The sequence below is a fragment of the Microcoleus sp. POL10_C6 genome (assembly GCF_036701585.1).
In the GTDB taxonomy this organism is placed as follows: Bacteria; Cyanobacteriota; Cyanobacteriia; order Cyanobacteriales; family Microcoleaceae; genus Microcoleus.
In genome coordinates, this window is record NZ_JAUBRB010000006.1 from 77,777 (window position 1) to 97,626 (window position 19,850).

The 19,850-nt window shown below is 46.5% G+C and carries 14 protein-coding genes; 5 read left to right on the plus strand and 9 right to left on the minus strand.

Annotated features, from left to right (window positions below):
• Positions 1–13: 13 nt before the first annotated feature.
• The 4 genes from acnB to QUA34_RS05315 all read left to right on the plus strand — a co-directional run bounded on the left by acnB (position 14) and on the right by QUA34_RS05315 (position 4,275).
• Entirely contained in the window at positions 14–2,629 is a 2,616-nt protein-coding gene (acnB, locus tag QUA34_RS05300; protein WP_333325073.1) for a bifunctional aconitate hydratase 2/2-methylisocitrate dehydratase, read from the plus strand.
• Between the two features lie 256 nt (positions 2,630–2,885).
• On the plus strand, positions 2,886–3,344 hold the full coding sequence (locus QUA34_RS05305) for a hypothetical protein (protein WP_333325076.1): 459 nt from the start codon (positions 2,886–2,888) through the stop codon (positions 3,342–3,344).
• A gap of 9 nt (positions 3,345–3,353) precedes the next feature.
• Positions 3,354–3,809: a nucleic acid-binding protein gene (locus QUA34_RS05310; RefSeq protein WP_333325079.1), complete on the plus strand. Its 456-nt coding sequence runs from the start codon at positions 3,354–3,356 to the stop codon at positions 3,807–3,809.
• 85 nt (positions 3,810–3,894) lie between these two features.
• Positions 3,895–4,275 (plus strand): cupin domain-containing protein, encoded by a 381-nt coding sequence (locus tag QUA34_RS05315; RefSeq protein ID WP_445242800.1) that lies wholly within the window; start codon positions 3,895–3,897, stop codon positions 4,273–4,275.
• Between the two features lie 197 nt (positions 4,276–4,472).
• On the opposite strand, the gene QUA34_RS05320 is transcribed toward QUA34_RS05315, so the two are convergent.
• From QUA34_RS05320 to QUA34_RS05355, 8 genes are all read right to left on the minus strand, one after another.
• On the minus strand, positions 4,473–5,132 hold the full coding sequence (locus QUA34_RS05320) for a pentapeptide repeat-containing protein (protein ID WP_333384609.1): 660 nt from the start codon (positions 5,130–5,132) through the stop codon (positions 4,473–4,475).
• Between the two features lie 161 nt (positions 5,133–5,293).
• Positions 5,294–6,943 (minus strand): ABC transporter substrate-binding protein, encoded by a 1,650-nt coding sequence (locus QUA34_RS05325; protein ID WP_333384726.1) that lies wholly within the window; start codon positions 6,941–6,943, stop codon positions 5,294–5,296.
• A gap of 164 nt (positions 6,944–7,107) precedes the next feature.
• Positions 7,108–11,946, minus strand: a complete 4,839-nt coding sequence (locus QUA34_RS05330) for a PAS domain S-box protein (protein ID WP_333384612.1) — start codon at positions 11,944–11,946, stop codon at positions 7,108–7,110.
• 98 nt (positions 11,947–12,044) lie between these two features.
• Entirely contained in the window at positions 12,045–12,179 is a 135-nt protein-coding gene (locus QUA34_RS05335; protein WP_333384729.1) for a helix-turn-helix transcriptional regulator, read from the minus strand.
• A 272-nt stretch (positions 12,180–12,451) separates the two neighbouring features.
• On the minus strand, positions 12,452–13,927 hold the full coding sequence (locus QUA34_RS05340; RefSeq protein WP_333384613.1) for an adenylate/guanylate cyclase domain-containing protein: 1,476 nt from the start codon (positions 13,925–13,927) through the stop codon (positions 12,452–12,454).
• Positions 13,928–13,997: 70 nt separating this feature from the next.
• Positions 13,998–14,342, minus strand: coding sequence for a slr1659 superfamily regulator (locus tag QUA34_RS05345; RefSeq protein WP_333384732.1), 345 nt, complete (start codon positions 14,340–14,342; stop codon positions 13,998–14,000).
• A 46-nt stretch (positions 14,343–14,388) separates the two neighbouring features.
• Positions 14,389–14,967 (minus strand): DUF6272 family protein, encoded by a 579-nt coding sequence (locus QUA34_RS05350; RefSeq protein WP_333384616.1) that lies wholly within the window; start codon positions 14,965–14,967, stop codon positions 14,389–14,391.
• Between the two features lie 77 nt (positions 14,968–15,044).
• Positions 15,045–17,018, minus strand: coding sequence for a PP2C family protein-serine/threonine phosphatase (locus QUA34_RS05355; protein WP_333384619.1), 1,974 nt, complete (start codon positions 17,016–17,018; stop codon positions 15,045–15,047).
• A gap of 535 nt (positions 17,019–17,553) precedes the next feature.
• Between QUA34_RS05355 and QUA34_RS05360 the strand changes: the two genes are divergently transcribed.
• Positions 17,554–18,138 (plus strand): hypothetical protein, encoded by a 585-nt coding sequence (locus QUA34_RS05360; protein WP_333384624.1) that lies wholly within the window; start codon positions 17,554–17,556, stop codon positions 18,136–18,138.
• A gap of 523 nt (positions 18,139–18,661) precedes the next feature.
• Here the strand turns inward: QUA34_RS05360 and mnmA are convergent.
• Complete coding sequence (gene mnmA / locus QUA34_RS05365; protein ID WP_333384627.1) at positions 18,662–19,744, minus strand: tRNA 2-thiouridine(34) synthase MnmA; 1,083 nt, start codon at positions 19,742–19,744, stop codon at positions 18,662–18,664.
• Between the last annotated feature and the right edge of the window lie 106 nt (positions 19,745–19,850).

Sequence of the window (19,850 nt, forward strand, 5' to 3'; positions counted from 1 at the left end):
GGAGAGAGGAGAAATGCTTGAATCATACCGCCGTACCATTGCCGAACGGGCCGCTTTGGGAATTCCACCGCTGCCGCTAGACGCCCAGCAAACGTCGGAACTGTGTGAACTGCTGAAAAATCCGCCGGCTGGAGAAGAAGAAACCTTAATAGAATTATTGCGCGATCGCGTCCCGCCCGGAGTAGACAGCGCCGCCTACGTCAAAGCTGGTTTTTTAACTGGCATTGCTAAAGGCGAAATCCACAGCCCCCTAATTGCTCCCAAATGGGCAGTTTACCTGCTGGGGACAATGATGGGCGGTTACAACGTCCAATCTTTAATCGATTTGCTCAACCCCACTGCCGAAATCGCCATTCCCGCCACCGCCGCCCGGGCACTGAGCAAAACGTTGTTAGTATTCGACGCTTTCCACGACGTTATAGCTTTGTCTGATACCAATCCCTACGCCAAGCAGGTAGTCGATTCTTGGGCGGATGCCGAGTGGTTTACAGGCCGTCCTGTATTGCCAGAAGCGATTACCGTTACAGTCTTCAAAGTTCCTGGAGAAACCAATACTGACGACTTGTCGCCTGCACCTCATGCTACCACGCGGCCGGACATTCCCCTACACGCTTTGGCGATGCTGGAAAGTAAGATGCCTGGGGCTTTACAAACCATTGCAGAATTGAAGCAAAAAGGTCATCCCGTAGCCTATGTTGGTGATGTTGTCGGTACGGGTTCGTCACGGAAATCGGCGATTAATTCCGTGCTCTGGCACATTGGCAATGATATTCCGTTTGTGCCGAACAAACGCAGTGGCGGTTATATTTTAGGAGGTGCGATCGCCCCGATATTCTTCAATACCGCTGAAGATTCCGGTGCATTGCCGATCGAATGCGATGTCTCCAAAATGGAAACAGGAATGGTAATTACCATCCATCCCTACAAAGGCGAAATCACCAACGAAGCCGGAGAAATTATCTCCACATTCACCCTCAAACCTGACACAATTCTAGACGAAGTTCGCGCAGGTGGCCGAATTCCGCTATTAATTGGACGCACTTTAACCGACAAAACCCGCGCAGCTTTAGGACTAGCACCTAGCACTATTTTTACCCGTCCTACAATCCCAGTAGATACGGGCAAAGGCTTCACTTTAGCACAAAAAATGGTAGGCAAAGCTTGCGGTTTGTCAGGCGTTCGTCCCGGTACATCTTGCGAACCAGTAATGACAACAGTCGGCTCGCAAGATACCACCGGACCAATGACTCGGGACGAATTGAAAGAACTTGCTTGTTTGGGATTTAGCGCTGATTTGGTTATTCAAAGTTTCTGCCACACCGCCGCTTATCCAAAACCAGTTGATGTCAAAACTCACCATGAATTGCCCGATTTCATGGCAGAGCGCGCCGGCATAGCTTTGCGGCCGGGAGACGGCATTATTCACTCTTGGCTGAACCGAATGTTATTGCCAGATACAGTGGGAACGGGCGGCGATTCTCACACTCGTTTTCCCCTGGGAATTTCCTTTCCTGCAGGTTCGGGATTGGTGGCATTTGCTGCTGCCTTGGGCGTCATGCCTTTGGATATGCCGGAATCGGTATTAGTGCGGTTTAAAGGCGAATTGCAGCCGGGAGTAACGCTGCGGGATGTTGTGAATGCAATTCCCTATGTGGCAATTCAAAAAGGTTTGCTGACAGTCTCGAAACAGAACAAGAAAAACATCTTTTCTGGACGGATTATGGAGATTGAAGGTTTGCCCGATTTGAAGGTAGAGCAGGCTTTTGAATTGACCGATGCGTCGGCCGAGCGTTCTTGCGCCGGATGCACGATTAAATTGAGCGTGGAGACTGTTTCCGAGTACATTCGCTCCAATGTCGCGCTGCTGAAAAATATGGTGGCGCGGGGCTATCAAGATGCGCGGACGATGATGCGCCGGGTGGCGAAGATGGAGGAATGGCTGGCTAATCCGGTGCTGATGGAGGCGGATGCTGATGCGGAATACGTTGAAATCATCGAAATCGATCTGAACGAGATTAAAGAGCCAATTGTGGCTGCTCCGAATGACCCGGATAATGTTAAGTTGTTGAGTGACGTTGCGGGCGATCGGGTTGACGAAGTATTTGTCGGTTCCTGCATGACAAATATTGGTCACTACCGCGCCACAGCGAAGGTATTGGAAGGTGCAGGGGAAGTGAAAACTCGCCTGTGGATTTGTCCGCCAACTCGCATGGACGAACAGCAACTCAAAGAAGAAGGTTATTACAGCATTTTTGGGGCCGCTGGAGCGCGCACAGAAATGCCCGGTTGCAGTCTTTGTATGGGGAATCAAGCGCGGGTTAAAGATGCGACAACGGTTTTTTCAACTTCTACTCGTAACTTTAACAACCGCATGGGCAAAGATGCACAAGTATATCTCGGTTCGGCGGAATTGGCGGCCGTTTGTTCGCTGTTAGGTCGCATTCCTACAGTCCAAGAATACAATGACATTGTGTCGAAGAGAATCGATCCTTTTGCTGGTGATTTGTATCGCTATTTGAATTTCGATCAAATTGCTGGTTTTGAGGATGAAGGGCGAGTGATTGCTTTGGAAGATATGCCTCGAATTGAGGATATTTTGGGGATTCCTGATGGTGTGTTGAGCAAGTAATATCATCGAAGCTGACTCAGATGGTTATTTTGAACCGCAGATAAACGCAGATGTACGCAGATGAATTAATTTTATCTGCGTACATTTCTGTTCATCCGCTGAGATCTGCGGTTCAAGAATTGTCCATAATCTGGATGAATCATCCCCGTCTTTTGTTTACAATATAAGTAGAGTCGAGCTCTATCGCCAATCTCTAATTCCCATCCAGGATATCGACCTGCCAATTCCTATAAATCCGATTGAGGAGAAAAAAAGTATGTCTGAACGAGATTTAATCACTGAAAACCCAGAGACACCAACTTCAGCGCCAGCAATTCGCATTGGTAATGAAATGGTAGAGTTTCTCAGTGTAATTCAGCAAACTCCGAGAGAATATTGGCCTAATTTGCTTAAAATGATGAGGTTATTTCTGGAAACTGTGACAGTTAAGCCAGGATTGTCGAAACCCGCCGAGACACCTGAAAATGTAGATTTTACTAAAGTGTCGAAGGAGGGAAGTATCAACAGAAATCAAGCTATGACCAGAGCAATGCGAGCGGGGCTAAAGGAAGGAAATGAGGATAACGAAAAACCAGAAATTATCGATCCTTTACAGCAGCACGAAGCTCTGAGCAAGCTGTTACAGTCTTGGGTAGATGATGGAGATGAACAGGAGCAAACAGAAACCGCTGAAGTTCTCCGCAAGGCACTAGAAGAAAGCCCCGTGCATATATAAGAGCATTCCATGAGCAGAATAGTGTTGTTAGATTCGGGGCCATTAGGAATTGTTACAAATCCAAAAGCCGACTCTCCTTTATATCAAGAGGGCCAACTTTGGCTGCAATCTTTGCCACTGAAAGGTTACATTGTCATGCTTCCTGAAATTGCTGACTATGAGGTGAGGCGCGAATTAATTCGTGCAGGTAAAACGGCAGGTATTAGACGACTCGATCAACTTAAATCGCAAATCCCCTACCGTCCTTTGACTACCGAGGTAATGCTTTTAGCGGCTCAGTTGTGGGCACAAGCGAGAATGAGAGGAAGACCAACCGCAGAAGCCAATGCACTTGACGGTGATGTGATTTTGGCGGCGCAAGCAATATTGGAGGCAAGTGAAGGCCATGAGGTGGTAATTGCTACAACAAATGTGGGGCATTTGTCGCAATTTGTTGATGCTCGCGAGTGGCGGCTAATTGAGTAATCTTTAAATCCATCGCACTTAGCCAATCCCTGCTATACTTTGAACTACAGATATTTTTACAGACACCGTTGGCGAGATAAACAGGATGGTGGAAACAGTGGAGACAAGCGAAAAAATTGACGATCGCACACAAACCCGCTACTGGGGTCAAGTTACAGTCATAGACGCGGGCGATCGTTATAAGATCAATCGCATTGAAGTCAAGCCGGGGCATCACATCAGCACCCAAATGCACTATCACCGCAGCGAGCACTGGGTTGTCGTCTCTGGTACCGCTAAAGTTATCTGCGACGACAAAGAGACGATTCTCATGCAGAAACAGTCAACCTACGTTCCCATGAATACTGCTCACCGCGTAGAAAATCCCGGCGTTATTCCCCTGGTGATGATTGAAATCCAAAATGGTGAATACCTCGGCGATGATGACATTATCCGCTTCGCCCAAGATGCTCACGAGGCAGATTGATCGTAGATACAAATATGAAGCAATCGCAGACGCCAGGGAAAAGCTTCCGCACACCGAAGAATGACCTACGCTACGCAGCGACCGGAAACAAGATAAATCCTACAATTAAAAATTTAGGGGCAATTCTGAAATTGCCCCTACCTTATTATATTAACTTTGTTAAGCACCAGAATTTGATATAGCAAGTGGCGATCGTCCTACGGCAAAGAAGCGTTTTTCAAATCTACATTTGCCATATTGGCATTCTTTAAATTAGCACCTGTCAAGTCCGAACCGTTCAAATTTGCACCGTTCAAATTTGCATTGGTCAAATTTGCATCCCGCAAGTTGACTCCCTGTACGTCTATTCCCGCCAAACTTCCCCCTCTGAGGCTGACATTAGCTAAATTCGCTAGAGACTGGCGAGCATTTCTCAGGTTCGCACCCGCCAAATTGGCGCTTTCTAAATTAGCGCCGATTAAATTAGCGCTGGTGAGGTTGGTATTTTTCAAAGTGGCAATCACTAAACCCGCCAGACTCAGATTAGCGCGGCTCAAATCAGCACCCTCCAAATTAGCCCCGTGCATTTTAGCCCCAATTAAACTCGCACCTTGCAATTTAGCTTGTGTCAGATTTGCTTCGTTCAGCTTGGCTTCGTCCAAATTTGCACCGTTCAAATTTGCACCTCTGAGATTCGCACCGCTCAAATCTGCCCCGCTCAGATCAATACCAGCAAGCTGCGCTCCTGTCAAGTCACATTGGCTACATTTTTTAGTTTCTAATAGTTGCTTGACGTGGGATACGTTTTCTGCCTTTACTCCCGATGCCAAACCCATCGCAATCAGCAGCCCTGTTGTTGTTAAAATTCCAAGTTTCATATACCCACCCTCAGCAATATCTCTCTTTTAATAATATCCCACATCATTAAAGAGGTTAGGGTGATCAGTCTCTTTGATAAACTGTGACAATCATCACCCTATTGTGCACAAACTATGCAATAATTATTGACGTTTCAACTCCTAGAAATTCTTGTAAAGAATTATTGCTTTTTCAGGAACCAAAAAGGAAAAGATTGCGTCGGTTCGAGACGGACGCCGGTAATGCTGTTCTGAGCAAAAGTATAGTCCTTATCTTGCCAAAGAGGGATGAAAGGTACATCTTGACCCAGTATGTCTTGAATTTCGCCAAATAGGGCTTTGCGGGTTTCAGGGTTTGTTTCTTTGCGCTCCTTGTCGATCAGTTGATTTACCCGATCGCTATAATAAAACGAACCCTGACTTTGACTTTGACCCTTGGAGCAGCCCCCCGCCTCGGAACCTGTCGCACAATCTAAAAACGGGTGGATGTAATTGTCAGCGTCAAAAAAGTCGGCGGACCAATCCACTAAAACCGCAGGATAAATTCCCTTCTCTATGTTTTGGAACAAAGTCGGAGATTCCACGCTGTTAATTTCTACCTTCATTATCCCGTCCATTTTGAGTTTAGCTTGCGCCTCCATCATGCTCACCACTAAAGCTCGTTTTGTGGAAGCCGAAGCATACCAAATTGGCAGAACGAAAGGATTGGTGGCCGAGTATCCCGCTTTCGTTAAAAGTTCCTTAGCCTTTGTAGTGTTGGCATCACCGTAGAGTTCTTTAAAAACTGGTTTTTGAACGTCGAAGTTTGTGGGAATCAGACTGTAAAGCGGTTGTGCTTGTCCCCGCAGTACGCGCTCGTTAATCACCGGGCGATCCATCACTGCTGCGATAGCCTGTCTGACTTCTAACTTGTCCAGCGGTTTAGACTTGGTATTCAGCGTTATGTAATTAACCGTACTGCTTTCCCCCGCGATTTCCTGCCATTTCCCTTTTTTTGCTCCCTCGTCCAAGCTTTGAACTTGGTCTGCATCCAGAGACAAATAAGCCACATCAACGGCACCAGTCTGAAAAGTATTGAACAAATTTGACGAACTAGAAAGCAGCAAAATGTCAATTCCTTGATTAACCGGCTTTTCCCCCCAATACTTTTCAAACACGTCAAACTTGAGAGAATCGCTGCCGTACTTGGCCAGCTTGTAACGTCCAGTTCCCACGAACGTATCGGGTTTAAATTTACCCTGTCCAATCTCGTATGCTTTCGGAGAAACAGCACACATACCGGAAAATGTCAACAGGGAAGGAAAAGCAGAAAAAGGCTTTTTGAGTTGAAACGTTAATTCGTATTCGCCCGTGGCTTTTACCGATTCTACTGCATCGCTCAACAACATAGCCGGACTGCCACCATTTTTGATAAACCGCTGCAAGGAAAATTCCATTGCAGCGGCGTTAAACGGTGTGTCGTCGTGAAAAATAACTCCTTGACGCAAGGGGATTGTATATGTCAATCCGTCTTGGCTAACTTTTGGCATTGCTGTCGCTAAATGCGGGATTAACTTTGTAGTTCCAGACTCGTAGGTGTAGAGAGTGTCGCCCAAATTTCGCAGCAATTGTCCTGATAAGGTTTCGTAACCGTCCGCAGGATCGATCGTCCGCAATTTCAAAGTTGTGCCAATAGTAACGCGGTTATTGGCATTTTCGCCGCTCGCAGTGGCCGATGGACGTGTTCTTTGTCCACAACTTGCAGTTAACAAGCAGCACAGAAAGAACAGAGCTATCGCTTTAATCACTGAAGGTTTTATATGTATTCTAGGCTGGTGCTTGTTAATTCCCATCGTTTTTTTTGACACTCCAAATTATTGATTATATTATCAGGACTTACGCGCTTTTAAACTAGAAACCGGATTTATTGATAGATTCTCCTGTAATACAAATATCGCTGCCTAACCAGAGCAAGTTAAAAGCTTAGTGATGTTTGATCGGTTTGAGATCCTTCGGATCAATCTTTATCGCTTGCTGGGTCATGAGTGTTCTGGCTAAGAAGTGCGGCGATCGTCTTAATTAATTTATCCGGTTCGATCGGCTTTGCCAGATGTCGGTGAAATCCAGCTTGCAAAGCTTGCTGTTGATTAAACTCACCCGCATAGGCAGTCAGGGCGATCGCGGGAATCTGCCCACCCCGTTCTGGCGGCAGGGCTCGCACTTGCCGCAACAGCATATAGCCATCCATCCCCGGCATTCCAATGTCGCTCAAAAGGACATCTGGCTGGAAATTAGTCAACGCTGTGACGGCTTCTTGAGGGACAGCAACAGTCAGTACCTCTGCACCTGCATCTTCTAGCAAAAAGGAAATCAACTCTCGCATATCCGGCTCATCATCTACCACAAGTATCCGCATCCCGGATAACGGTTCATCCGCAGTCGATAGTTCCGAAAGTCTTGCAAGAGAGTTTTCTTGTCTTACCTTCCCTGATAGAGGCAGTCTTACGGTAAAGGTTGCCCCTAACCCTTCACCCTGGCTCTGGGCCCCAACGGTACCGCCGTGAAGTTCCACTAGATGCCGCACGATCGCCAGCCCCAATCCCAAGCCACCAAAGTTGCGGGTTGTAGCGCCATCTTTTTGCCGGAAGTAGTCAAACACGTAGGGTAAAAACTCCCGTGCGATGCCAATCCCTGTATCAGCCACAGTAATTTGAGCGTGATTGCCAACACGAGTCAAATTCACCTCAACGCGCCCCCCGGTTGAGGTGAATTTGACCGCATTGGAAACAAGATTCCAGACAATTTGCTGCAAACGGCCCGAATCCCCCAAAATCTGTCCAATCTGAGGATCTAACGCAGTCCGAATATCAATGGATTTAGCAACAGCAGCCAAATTAACAGTTTCGATCGCCGATTCCACAGTTAAAGCTAAATCGACTGGACGAATATTAAGACTGAGCTTGCCTTGGAGAATTTTCGAGACATCAAGTAAATCTTCAATCAATTCAGTTTGCAGCTTGGCATTGCGTTCGATCGTCGCTAACGCCTGTGCAGTTTTGGCCGCATCCAGCTTGCCAGTTTGCAGCAGCTTTGTCCACCCCAGGATGGGATTGAGGGGCGATCGCAATTCATGGGATAGTACCGCTAAAAACTCATCCTTGATCCGATTTGCCTGTCTTAGCTGTTCCGCTTGCTGCTGGAGTGAATCGTTCAGATTTGCCCGTTCCAGAGCGATCGCGATTTGGTCACAGGTCGATCGCAGCAGATCGATTTCAGCAGGCGTAAAGTCCGTCCGAGTCAAACTGCCAAATGAGAGCGTTCCTAATAACCGCCCTTGAGCGATTAACGGTTGACCCGCGTAAGCCGTGAGGCCCATTTCACAGACGGCTTTAGCATTCGGATGAGTGGAAAGTTGGGCTTGATTAAAGACAACTTGCTGCTGCGTTTGGGCAACCAGTCCACAGAGATATTCCCCTAATTCGATCCATGCCATCGCCTGCGCTGTTTCTTCAGAGATGCCATCGTAGTTTCTCAAATGCAGCATCGGGTGGTTGTCTTTTTCTTCCACCATGAAGTTGTAGTAACAGTGCAGATCGAGTTGCACTGCAAGTTTGCGGAATAGCGCGTGCATCAACGCCAGAGGCTGTTCTGTATTCAATAGATCGCGGGTAGTTTCATACAGCAATTGCAGTCGCTCACTTGCTTCCCGTTGTGCGGTCTTGTCCTGCATGATTTTGACAAATCCCTGCAAAGAATTCGCTTCATTAAGCAGGGGCATCATCAATCCACTCGCCCAAAAGTGATTCCCATCTTTGCGAACGTGCCAGCGTTCGTCTTCGGCCCGTCCTTGCAGTAGAGCCGTTTGCCTCTGGTACTCGGCTTGTCCTTGTTCGTTATCTGCAGGTGTGAAAATCATCCGACTGGAGCAACCAATTGCTTCTGTCTCGGTATAGCCCAACAGCCGTTCTGCCCCTGAGTTCCAACTGGCAATGATGCCGTTAAGGTCGAGGGTGAAGATGGCATAATCTTTGGCGCTTTCAAAGATCAGACGGAGGCGGGATTCACTCTCGCGCAGGGCTTCCTCAGTTTGTTTGTGGTCTTCAATATCAACACAGGAGCCGATGTAGCCCAAGAACTCACCTTCCAATCCGTAGCGAGGAACAGCTTCATCCATCACCCAACGGTATATGCCATCAAAGCGTTTCAAACGATATTCCATCTTGAACGGTTGACGGGCATCAAAGCTAGTCACATAGGTGTCTAAACACCGATCGAGGTCGTCGGGGTGGACTCCTTGTGCCCAACCATTGCCCCTTTCTTGCTCGATCGTCCGTCCCGTAAAGTTGAGCCACGGGAGGTTGAAGTAATAACAGAGTTTATCGGTGCCCGACATCCAAATCAGCACAGGGGCGGCATCTGCCATCAGCCGGAACCTTGCCTCACTCTCCCGTAGTGTGGCTTCGGCTTGTTTGCGATCGGTGATATCGTTGACCAGTGCTACAAACCCTTCAACTTTTCCCTGGCTATTGAAGCGGGGAACATAGGTCGCATTGACATAACGGGTTACACCATCTTTGTAGGGAATTTGGGTTTCAAAGGTCACTTCCTGTCCTGCCAAGACTTGCTCAACATAAGGACGAATCCCTTCATACCCAGTTTCGCCTAAAACCTCTTGAAGGTGCTTGCCATAGATTTGCGCTGCCGGATGTCCAAACCATTCTTCATATGCTCGATTGTTGAAGCGATAGCACTGACCTGAGTCTACAAAGGAAATCAAGGCAGGCACGGCATTGGTGACTAAACGAAGTTCTGCTTCTCGTTGTTGCAATACCTCCTCCGCCAGTTGTTGATCGGTGACATTTCGGAAATAAATGGTAATCCCCTTCGCGGCAGGGTAGGTGCGAACGTCATACCACCGATCGTGATCGGGATAAAACGCCGTGACTGACAAAGCCACGCGCTCGTTTGCCACGCGCCGATAAACCCGCTCAAACTCGCTGCCATTGAGTCCGGGGAATTCTTCCCACACATTCTTGCCAATCAGATCGCCTGCAGTGCGGTCTAGCAGAATTTCCGCTGACCGATTCACGTAAGTGAAATGCCAATTCTCATCAAGGGAAAAGAATCCATCATCAATGCTCTCTAGAATGTTCCGACTGTGCTCTTCGCTTTGACGCAACGCTTCTTCGGCTTGTTTACGATCGCTGATGTCGATTAATACGCCCCGCGTCGAAATTATGATGCCCTCAGCGTTGTAGGCGCAATCGCCCTTTGCCAAAATCCAACGAACGGTGCCATCTGCCCACAGCGTCCGATACTCAATTTCAGTATGCGCTTGATTCGTTTTTAGCTCAGTGAGGACGGTGTGAACGAATGGGCGATCGTCGTGATGCACGGCTTCTAAAAACACCTGCATCGACATTGCCGTATTGACGGGTAAACCAAACATCGCTTTGGCTATGTCCGTCAAACTCAGGGTGTCTGTTTCCATATCCCAATACCACAAACCCAAATTGCCGCCTTCGGAAGCCAGTCGGAGCTGTTCTTCGCTCTCACGCAACGCCTGGAATGATCGATCGCGCTCGAAGACGATGCTGGCAACTTGGGTGCCGAACTCCGCAAGTTTATGTTCCCAATCAGTCGGCATCCGCGCCTCGCTAAAGCACAGCATCAGCGACCCCATAGGTAGATTGTCGTGCCTGAACACGGGCTGAGAATGACAGGCTAGAATGCCATGAGCCACGCATAAATTTCGCCATGCTTGCGACCAGCGATCGTCCTTGGCAATGTCGGCGCAGGTCACTGGCTGACCGCTATACACTGCTTCGCCGCAGGTTCCAATGCACAAATCGTTAATCGGAGCATCTTGAAGTCCTTCAGCAAAAGATGGTGGAAAGTCTGGAGTAATGGATCTGTTAAAAGTTAACCGCTGAGCATCCGCTAGCAGGAAGCCCGCGCGGGTACCTGGATTCAGCCTGGATACTGAGTCACAAACGGCTGCCAGACAGTCGTCGAGTGGCTGTCCGAAGGCGATCGACTCCAGCAGTCGTTTCTGCTCGATTAGGAGGAGTTCTGCCTGTTTGCGATCGGTAATATCAGCAAGCAAAACGGTTAGTCCACTGGGCGAAGGGTAAATTCGATGGTCATGCCAACCTTTCAAAGGTGAGTAGAGATAATCAAACTGGAGTGGCATTTGTTCCCGCATTGCCCGATGAAACTGCACATAAGCATCGGTGTCAACGGCTGCCGGAAATAGCTCCCAAACGTTCTGACCCAGAATCGCTGACCGCGGCATTCCAACAATTTCACAGTAGCGATCGTTGGCATAGGTGTAGCGCCAATCGCGATCGAGGATGTAAAACCCATCATTGATGCTAGAAAGTACCGTTTCTAGCTGTTCTTTTGCCGCAGTCGCCGCAGTTTGTGCTACTTGGCCCCGAACCACGGCCTTTTGTTCTAGAGACCTTGCCTCCTGTAAAGTTTGCAAGGCGGCTTTCGCATTTTTTAGAGTCGTACGCCACGATAGATTGAGTGAAGCGCTCAATCCTGCGGCGATCGAAAACATACCCAGCCGAACAATTGTCTCTACATTAAATATCTGTAAGGAATAGAACGGCTCAATAAAAAAATAGTTGATTGCCAGCGTAGATAAAATTGTTGCCAGTAACCCAGCCCCAAAACTGCCATACCACGCACTCACCATTACCGCGATGAAAAACAGGGGCATCGTGGTTGGGTAGAGCCACGGTAAAAGCAATCGGGTTAGCGCCAGTGCCAAAGCCACGGAGAGGGTGGCCACACCATAGGGAAGTAGTCGAATATGTCTGAAAATGCTGTTGATTCCCTCTAAACTCACCCTTTGTACTCCTTATCAGAAAAATATCTTGCTGTCAGCGCCTTACTGCATTCGCGAAGCGTTGCATCTGGCGAATTACCTAACTCATCCAGCAATATCTAAATTTGCTTGAGTGCCAAGCGAGAAGTCGTAGCGTGTCCCTTTTTCCAACGATTAATCGTGGAAAAGGTCATCCCTAATTCATCCGCCAACTTTTTCTGAGACAGCTTCAGCGCTTGCCGCCGTTCTCGCACCAAATTACCGATCGCTGGTTGTTCCGCCCTCAGCCGTTCTATTTTGAGAAGCCTCAGAAGTAACAGCTATAAAGCTGTTTATATTTTACACCTTTGACAGATTCCAGAGGTCAGTCATCACTCTCAAGATATATATCAATCTTTACAGGAGTCGTAAATTTTTCACCCACCCCAACTCTCCCCGAACCTGCAGGGAGAAAGTAAGAAATTCACAAGTGATGCGAGGATTGCTATATGGAGTCAATCTCAAATCTCAAATAGACTAGCTTGCTTTAAATTCCTTTGAGGAGCGATCGCCAATCCCGACAGCGTTTCAGGTAAATGCGAGCTACATGATCGCTTGGATTTGTTCGTAAACACTCTTCAAATAATTTTCCCGCTTCTCGGAAGTCCTTGCGATCGCACAGTAACATAGCTTCATTATATACAGACAAATTTGCTAGCTTTGCCGACAAACTTTCCGGCGGATCTGCATCAAATACCTCATAAACTACCACATATTGAGATTTTCCTTTTACCTGTACTTTATCCACAATTCTAATAGCATAATCGGTGGGATTTCGCAACCGTTCCAAAGTCTGCTGAGAAATTAACAGAGGTACGCCGTAATCTTTGGTCAATCCTTCAATGCGAGATGCTAAATTAACAGCATCGCTAATCACAGTGCTGTCCATTCGGCTTGTACCCCCGACTGTCCCCAGCATCAAAGAACCCGAATTAATGCCAATTCCAATTTGAATCGGGATGTAGCCAACGCCTTGACGGTATTCGTTATAATTTTTCAGGATATTTAGCATTGCAATACCCGCTTTCACTGCATCATCTGCAAAGTCACTAAACAAAGCCATAATTGCATCGCCGATGTATTTGTCAATAAACCCGTTATTGCTAGTAATCGCAGGCTCCATCCGCGAAAGGTAAGCATTAATAAAATTAAAATTCTCTTGGGGATCCATAGTTTCTGAAAGCGTCGTGAAATCGCGAATATCGGAAAATAGCACCGACATTTCCTGCTGCACTTGATCGCCTAAATTGACATCTATAATACTTTCATATCCCAACAGATTTAGAAATTGGTGAGGCACAAATCGCCCATAGGCATCAGTTAAGTCTGATTCTGCATCCAGGGATTTTTCCAAATTTTGATTAAGATCAAATAGTTTCTTAATAAATAAATGGCGATCCGCTTCAGCTTCTTTGCGTTCCGTGACATCTTGAAAAACTGCGATCGCAAAAGCAACTTTGCCACTCTCGTCAAAAATTGGCGTTCCCCAAATCTCCAGGGGAACTTTCTGGTGGGATTGATGAATCTCCAGATTTTCAGCCGTCGCGTTTTCGCCCCTCAAAGCTCGAACGATTGGCAAATTCTCGAAAGGGTAAATAGTCTCAGTTCCCGCAATATAAATTTGATAACTTTCTGACAAATCCTCAACTGAATGTAAGGGCAAAACTCCTTGGCCGAGTAACTGCTCTCCGGCGTGATTTACGTAGTAAGGTCTGCCTTGAGCATCCAGCACGAGCACACCTATGGGAATCGCTTCGAGAAATTGAGCCAGCTTGATTTCGCCTTCGCGCACCGCCTCGAATGCGCGAGATCGCAACTCTGTTTCAACCGTATCGGAATGTTGAGCAGTAGTTTCCAGCAAGATTTCCAGATCCGCTTTTTCCTCCTTCAAGTCTTCCACTTGCTGGCGCAATCTTTCTATCTCTAAAAGTAGCTGTTCTCTAGATGGTTGTTCTTCCAGCATAAATCGAGAATTTGCGCCTTGACTAACAAAAAAGTGCTCAACATCTCGCACCCTAAAAGTAATCGTATTTCTAGAGAAATTCCAACTGTAAACTAGGCATCAGGCGCTGGAAATTTCTCAAAGATTTACCGTGCCAACCTATGTGTTGAGAGCCTTGTACCGCCATTTGCACCTTTGCTGTTTTGCGTACATGGATAATAAACTTCGATAGCATATTGATGCCAGAACTGTTCAAAAATTCTAACTGCTCCAAATTCAAGGTAATTTTTGTCGGTTCCACGTCGGCAACCTGAGTCAGCAACTGCGCTATCGGCGCGTACTCTGCAGGCCCGCTTAGCCTTAGAGAGCCAATAAAACTCACGGTTGCCGTTGCTGGATCGTAACAGATATGATAATCTTCTGTATAAATTTCCATAGCCACAAAAAAAAGTTCCTTCGATATTATCGATCGCTAGCGTTGCTTATACTGTTAATTGCACCATAGTTGTCACCGCAATTACTTCCGGGTCTTTGTGCACGGTCTGGAATTTCCAGCCAAGTTTGGCGGTATAATCGGTGAGCATGGTCAACAAACCCAATCCAGAATTGGTACAGTTGTCGTCAGCAGCATTTTTTTCCAACCGCTGAATGTAAAGTTCGCTTGGCTCGGAGGTCAGCAACTGGTGAATATAAGCCTGAAACTTATCCACCGCTTGGGGAGAGATGCTGTTAGCAACTGAGAAAATCACTCTGTCGCTCTCTAATTGCAGTTTAATAGCGATCGGGTACTCCGAGGTTTCATCATTAAACTTCATGGCATTTTCCAATAACTCGTTGGCAATGTAGCTAACAGCGCTTTTTATTTCAGCTTGTCTTTCTATTGTCGAGGGTTCATCTTGGTTGCCCGGAAAAAAAGTCGTCAGGTAGTCAGCCAGAAAATCCGCCGACAAACCGTTGTTCCGCCACCGCTGCTTGAGAGGAACCGAACTTGGAGAAAATCCAATTATTAAGTATTCTTGGCTAGCTGGCTGCTCGATGAAATCTCCGAAAATCTGAGTCATATCGATGTGAGAGCTAAAGTTTGAGAGGAGGGGGCTCGCTGAATATATTTTAAACTTTAGGAGGCATATCCAAATAGTTATTTTTGTTTCAGTACCAGCAATGTGATGTCGTCAAAAACTTTTTGTTCGCCGATGTGCCATCGCACGTCCTTAATTACAGCCTGCCTAATTTCGGCAGCCGAACGCTGCCAATTAATCTCTACTACCTCAATTAACCTCTTTAAACCATAAAGCACTTTATCCATATTTTTAGCTTCCGTAATCCCGTCCGTGTATAGTACAACCACATCTCCTGAACGCAAATGCACAATTTTCTCAGCAACAAATTCATCAATATCTACATCCAGCCCGATCGGGAAACCCAAATCGATTGTATCAAACCGCTCGACAGAACCGTTACACCGCACAACAATCATTTCTTCATGCTGGCCACTCAACTTCAGCATCCCCTCCTCATAGTCTAGCAAAGCAAGGGTGGCGTTTTTATCGGATTTCATGCGCTGCACATTATCGTAAATTACACTGTTAATAGCACTTAAAAATCTTACTGGGTCTGGTTCATTGTAAGCGAGCAAAGTTCGCACTGCCGTTTGAACCATAATCATTAAAACCCCGCTCTCCAATCCGTGTCCCGTCACATCTCCAATGCCAATTTTCACTCTACCTTTGTGTTGGAGTACATCGTAATAGTCGCCGCCTACTTCCTCAGCAGCTTCCATAAATCCCGCAATATCTAAGCCCACAACTTCATTGAGTTCTCGGTCTTTCGGCAGCAGCATCTGCTGAATCTTGCGAGTAACGTCTAGTTCGGCGCTCATTCGCATATTTTCAGCTTTTAGGCGATCATTGAGGACAGTAATTTTTTGATTGGCACCAACTAAGGCATCGGCAATCTTGTTAAACGCACCCACAACTTGCCCCAGTTCATCTCTGTTATCCAAAATAATTTTGTGGTCTAGATTGCCGCTTGCCATCTTTTTTGCAGCTTCGTTAAGGACAAATACAGTTTGCATAACGCTTCTGTAAAAACTTACAAATAAATAAATAACTAGAGCTAAGGTTATTAACACAACAATAGAAATTATGCGTTTTTTGGCAACAAAACTATCACTGCGTTTTTGCAGGAGAAAGTTTAATTCATTGAGAGTTTTGTCCCACAGTTCAAAACTAGAATTCAGAACTCGATCGCTGCCATCGATATAGGCATAATATTCCACTAAGGCTGTGGGATAAATCAGTTTATCTATTTGCCCAGTTAGCAGCTCTACTACGGAGTTAAATTTGGTCACATCGTCGCTTAATTTCTGTCGCAGATTCCTGTGAGGATTATTGCTATATCCTACCTCCATATTGATTGCTAAATCCTGATTAAGTTCTCTCAATTTGCCTGCCAAAGTAATCAGTTTCGCTCTTTCTTCAGGTGTGGCATAGGAACGCAAGCTATTTTTTTGAGAAACAAGCCTAATCTCTGACAAGATTTGTTGGATTTCTGGAATCTTCAGCAAGGTAGCATCCATCAAATAATAGGTATCAAGCTCGGGGTCTAAAATTAGATTAGAAGTATCGCCGACGTGAGCGCTCAGTCTATTAATGTCGGCAGCTAAACGTTGATATACCAAATCGTAAGTTTCTAAACTCCACTCATTGCGGCGAAGTTTGAAGTTTTGCCAATCTTGATAAATATTATTAAATTTTTCACTGGACATTAATATGTTTCCAAGCTGACGATCTGTATTAGCCAGGGATTGAAAGTTCGCGTCCATCTTAGCTTCTAAATCGGCTCTCGTATCTGGTAGGCTTAAATTTGTATTTAAAGGCTGATAATTTAAGAGTTGAAGTTGAGGTAGGTATTCCCTCAACTGGCGCAGTGGGCGCAGGTATTGATTACCGTAGATTTCTTTTTGGGAAAAATCAACCCTGCTGTTAATTTCGGAAATCAGCAGGTACATGACCAAGGTTAACGGTATTGCAAATAGAAAACCGATTAAGGTAAATTTTTGAGGATAGCTCAGCCGATTCATTAAATCGATAGCCAAGGATTTTCTGTTCATAATTGATACATTTAAATAAGATTATACTAAAAAAGTAGCGATCGCTACTAAAGTAGTTTCGGGGACGATCGCTCTAGAAAACCACAATGCTAAGACAATTAATCAGCTATCGCTGATTTAATTTCTAAGGCGTTTTCGTCCTCTTGCAACAAATTTTGTGGCATCCCTGTGATATCCTTGGCTCAGCTCGCCTCCCACAGTCTAAAACACGTTTAGCAGTTTTGGAACGAAGAATAGTAATTTGTACTGGGATTGGGGGGCAGGATTAGAGGCTTTTAAGAATATTTACTTAAGCATAAATTTTTCTTAATACCCTGAGACAAAAAGTAAAAATTAAGTAATAACTGGGTAGTGCAAGTTTCCTGAAGCACAACTGCCGGCAGCGAGTAGGAAATACTTGCGCCGCACCAGCAACCAGCAGTCAAGTGGGTTCTGCACAAAGGAACCAATAGCACCAGCAATAGTGTCTAAATAAGTATCTGCAGTTGAGTGTTCAGGAGCGATCGCGCATTGTGTAAAGTGAGGCAGAGGGCGTATGATGAAAAGAATCTCCAAAAATAAACTTCAAAAAAATAAACACCGAGACCAAAAGCAGCCCAATCCTGTAATCTTGGCTTTGGTGCTGACAGGAATTCTGGTATGGGAAATGTATCCGGCGCTAAGACACACCGCTGCGGCTAACGCGGGCGCCCTCAAAGATTCCCTTGCCCAGTTGGAAAGGCAACAGCAGCAAACCGCGCAGCAATTTTCCTCAGCCGCGGTGCCCCAAACAATCAGCTATTCGGTATTGGCACTTAATGCACTCACTTCCGAACCGGGGAATTTGGCCGAGGGTACGCGCAAAAATCCCCCGAAGCAATTGCCCGCAACCGTAGCAGAAGCAGTTCGCCGAGAGTTGTCGGACTCCACTGGCATTGCTGCTGACAAGTTGAAAGTAACTGAATCGAGCAGACAAAGTTGGCCGAATACTTGTTTAGGACTCACGACAGCGGATGAAATTTGCGGTCAAATGATTGTCGAAGGTTGGCGGGTTGTGGTTTCGGATGGTAGGCAAACTTGGGTTTACCGTACTAATGCTAGGGGGAATATCTTGCGTTTGGAAAAAAAGTTAGCTAGGTAAATTTGAGTCTGTGAAATCAAAGATAAACTTCCTTTTGGAACAGGCAAGATGCCTGTTCCAAAAAGTGTGAATTTTCTTGTGGGAAGTTTCTGGTGGGGAGTAGGGGTTGGGCTTCTAGCCCGCCCCTTGCCTTAATTTGGGAGTTGGTTTCTTTCGTTGACATCCTCACCGACCTAAAGGCGCGGTGATTCCCAAACCTCACGATTTAGGTTTCTGTTTCATAGCAACTGCCTCTACCCACAAGGAGTTTTATGGTCTTATGTTAGCTCCACAGACTAACTCCGCTAGCCCAGCGGTTTTTATGTATCGAAATTCCACAGAAGAATTTCTTTGTCGTTTTGATTCAAGGGATGCATATTTCATTGCCCCATCCTCTTTTCCCGGTCTACCGATTTTTCTTCCCCGTTGCGAAACATCGCAAACTTTGGTGTTAGGGTTTATGTCTCCATCGTCGCGGGTGGGTCATTGACCACTGAAATTATACTACGACACCGTGTAAAGCCGTCCTAGAAGGACGGGGTTTCTACCCAATTTTTTCGATGATGCCACCGCCCAACAGCACATCCCCGTCATACCAAACAGCCGCTTGTCCGGGGGTAATGCTCAACTGCGGTTCGTCAAAAATCAACTTAACTCTTGTACCGCCGACTTTTTCTTCTGCTTGGGATGGTTCCACAGGAATAATTGTAGCGGGGACAGGGTGCGATCGATATCGAATCTGTACCTGAGCCCGAATCGGAGCCATCGGCGCAGCCACAGAAACCCAATTCACTTTCTGGACTGTACATTCAGATTCTACTGCCAACTGTCGATCGCCCACAATTACCCGATTGCCAGCAGCATCAAGTTCAATCACGTATAGCGGTTCCGGTGCAGCAATCCCTAGTCCCTTCCGCTGGCCGATTGTGTAGTGATGCACGCCGTCATGCTGTCCGAGCACCCGCCCTGACTTGTCCACAATGTCACCCTTTTGTGGCGCAATGTACTTATCCAGAAAAGCCCGCATCGAACCGTTACTTTCCACCAAGCACAAATCCTGACTTTCCGGCTTATCAGCAGTTGTCAAGCCAAATTCCGCCGCAATTCTGCGAGTTTCTGTCTTGGTAATTTCCCCCAAAGGAAACTCCGTACCCGCCAACAAATCCTGTGTTAGATCGTACAGGAAATAAGACTGATCTTTCGCAGGGTCGATCGCCCGCAGCAACTGATATCGACCAGTAGCAGCATCGTAAGTAATCCGAGCGTAGTGGCCTGTAGCGATTTTTTCAATTCCAAGTTCTTCACGAGCATACTTGAGCATCGGCCCGAACTTCACAGTTTTATTGCACTGCGAACAAGGCAGAGGTGTAACTCCTGCGCTGTAACCCTCCACCAAATAATCGACAATACTTGCCTGAAAGACCTCGCGGCTGTCAACAATGTGGTGGGGAACGCCCAAATCTTCGCAAATTTTAGCGGCATCGACCATTCCCTCAGAGCAGCACTGGCCTTTGCCCTTCATCAACCACAGCGTTAAACCCACCACTTCATATCCCTGATGGTGTAAAATTGCGGCTGCTGCGGAACTATCGACCCCGCCGGAGAGGCCTACAACAATCTTGTTCATGGTTGGAGAGAAATTGCTATTTTACTGTTACTTTGTTCGATCGAGCTAATTTATTATACCACAAAGATACTACAACTTGCCACTGCTGCTGTTAGCTGAAATTTTA

Excerpts from the sequence above, each read along its gene's own strand:
- acnB (WP_333325073.1), top strand. The coding sequence starts at position 14 with ATGCTTGAATCATACCGCCGTACCATTGCCGAACGGGCCGCTTTGGGA.
- QUA34_RS05305 (WP_333325076.1), top strand. The coding sequence starts at position 2,886 with ATGTCTGAACGAGATTTAATCACTGAAAACCCAGAGACACCAACTTCA.
- QUA34_RS05310 (WP_333325079.1), top strand. The coding sequence starts at position 3,354 with ATGAGCAGAATAGTGTTGTTAGATTCGGGGCCATTAGGAATTGTTACA.
- QUA34_RS05315 (WP_445242800.1), top strand. The coding sequence starts at position 3,895 with ATGGTGGAAACAGTGGAGACAAGCGAAAAAATTGACGATCGCACACAA.
- QUA34_RS05320 (WP_333384609.1), bottom strand. The coding sequence starts at position 5,132 with ATGAAACTTGGAATTTTAACAACAACAGGGCTGCTGATTGCGATGGGT.
- QUA34_RS05325 (WP_333384726.1), bottom strand. The coding sequence starts at position 6,943 with ATGGGAATTAACAAGCACCAGCCTAGAATACATATAAAACCTTCAGTG.
- QUA34_RS05340 (WP_333384613.1), bottom strand. The coding sequence starts at position 13,927 with ATGCTGGAAGAACAACCATCTAGAGAACAGCTACTTTTAGAGATAGAA.
- QUA34_RS05345 (WP_333384732.1), bottom strand. The coding sequence starts at position 14,342 with ATGGAAATTTATACAGAAGATTATCATATCTGTTACGATCCAGCAACG.
- QUA34_RS05350 (WP_333384616.1), bottom strand. The coding sequence starts at position 14,967 with ATGACTCAGATTTTCGGAGATTTCATCGAGCAGCCAGCTAGCCAAGAA.
- QUA34_RS05355 (WP_333384619.1), bottom strand. The coding sequence starts at position 17,018 with ATGAACAGAAAATCCTTGGCTATCGATTTAATGAATCGGCTGAGCTAT.
- QUA34_RS05360 (WP_333384624.1), top strand. The coding sequence starts at position 17,554 with ATGATGAAAAGAATCTCCAAAAATAAACTTCAAAAAAATAAACACCGA.
- mnmA (WP_333384627.1), bottom strand. The coding sequence starts at position 19,744 with ATGAACAAGATTGTTGTAGGCCTCTCCGGCGGGGTCGATAGTTCCGCA.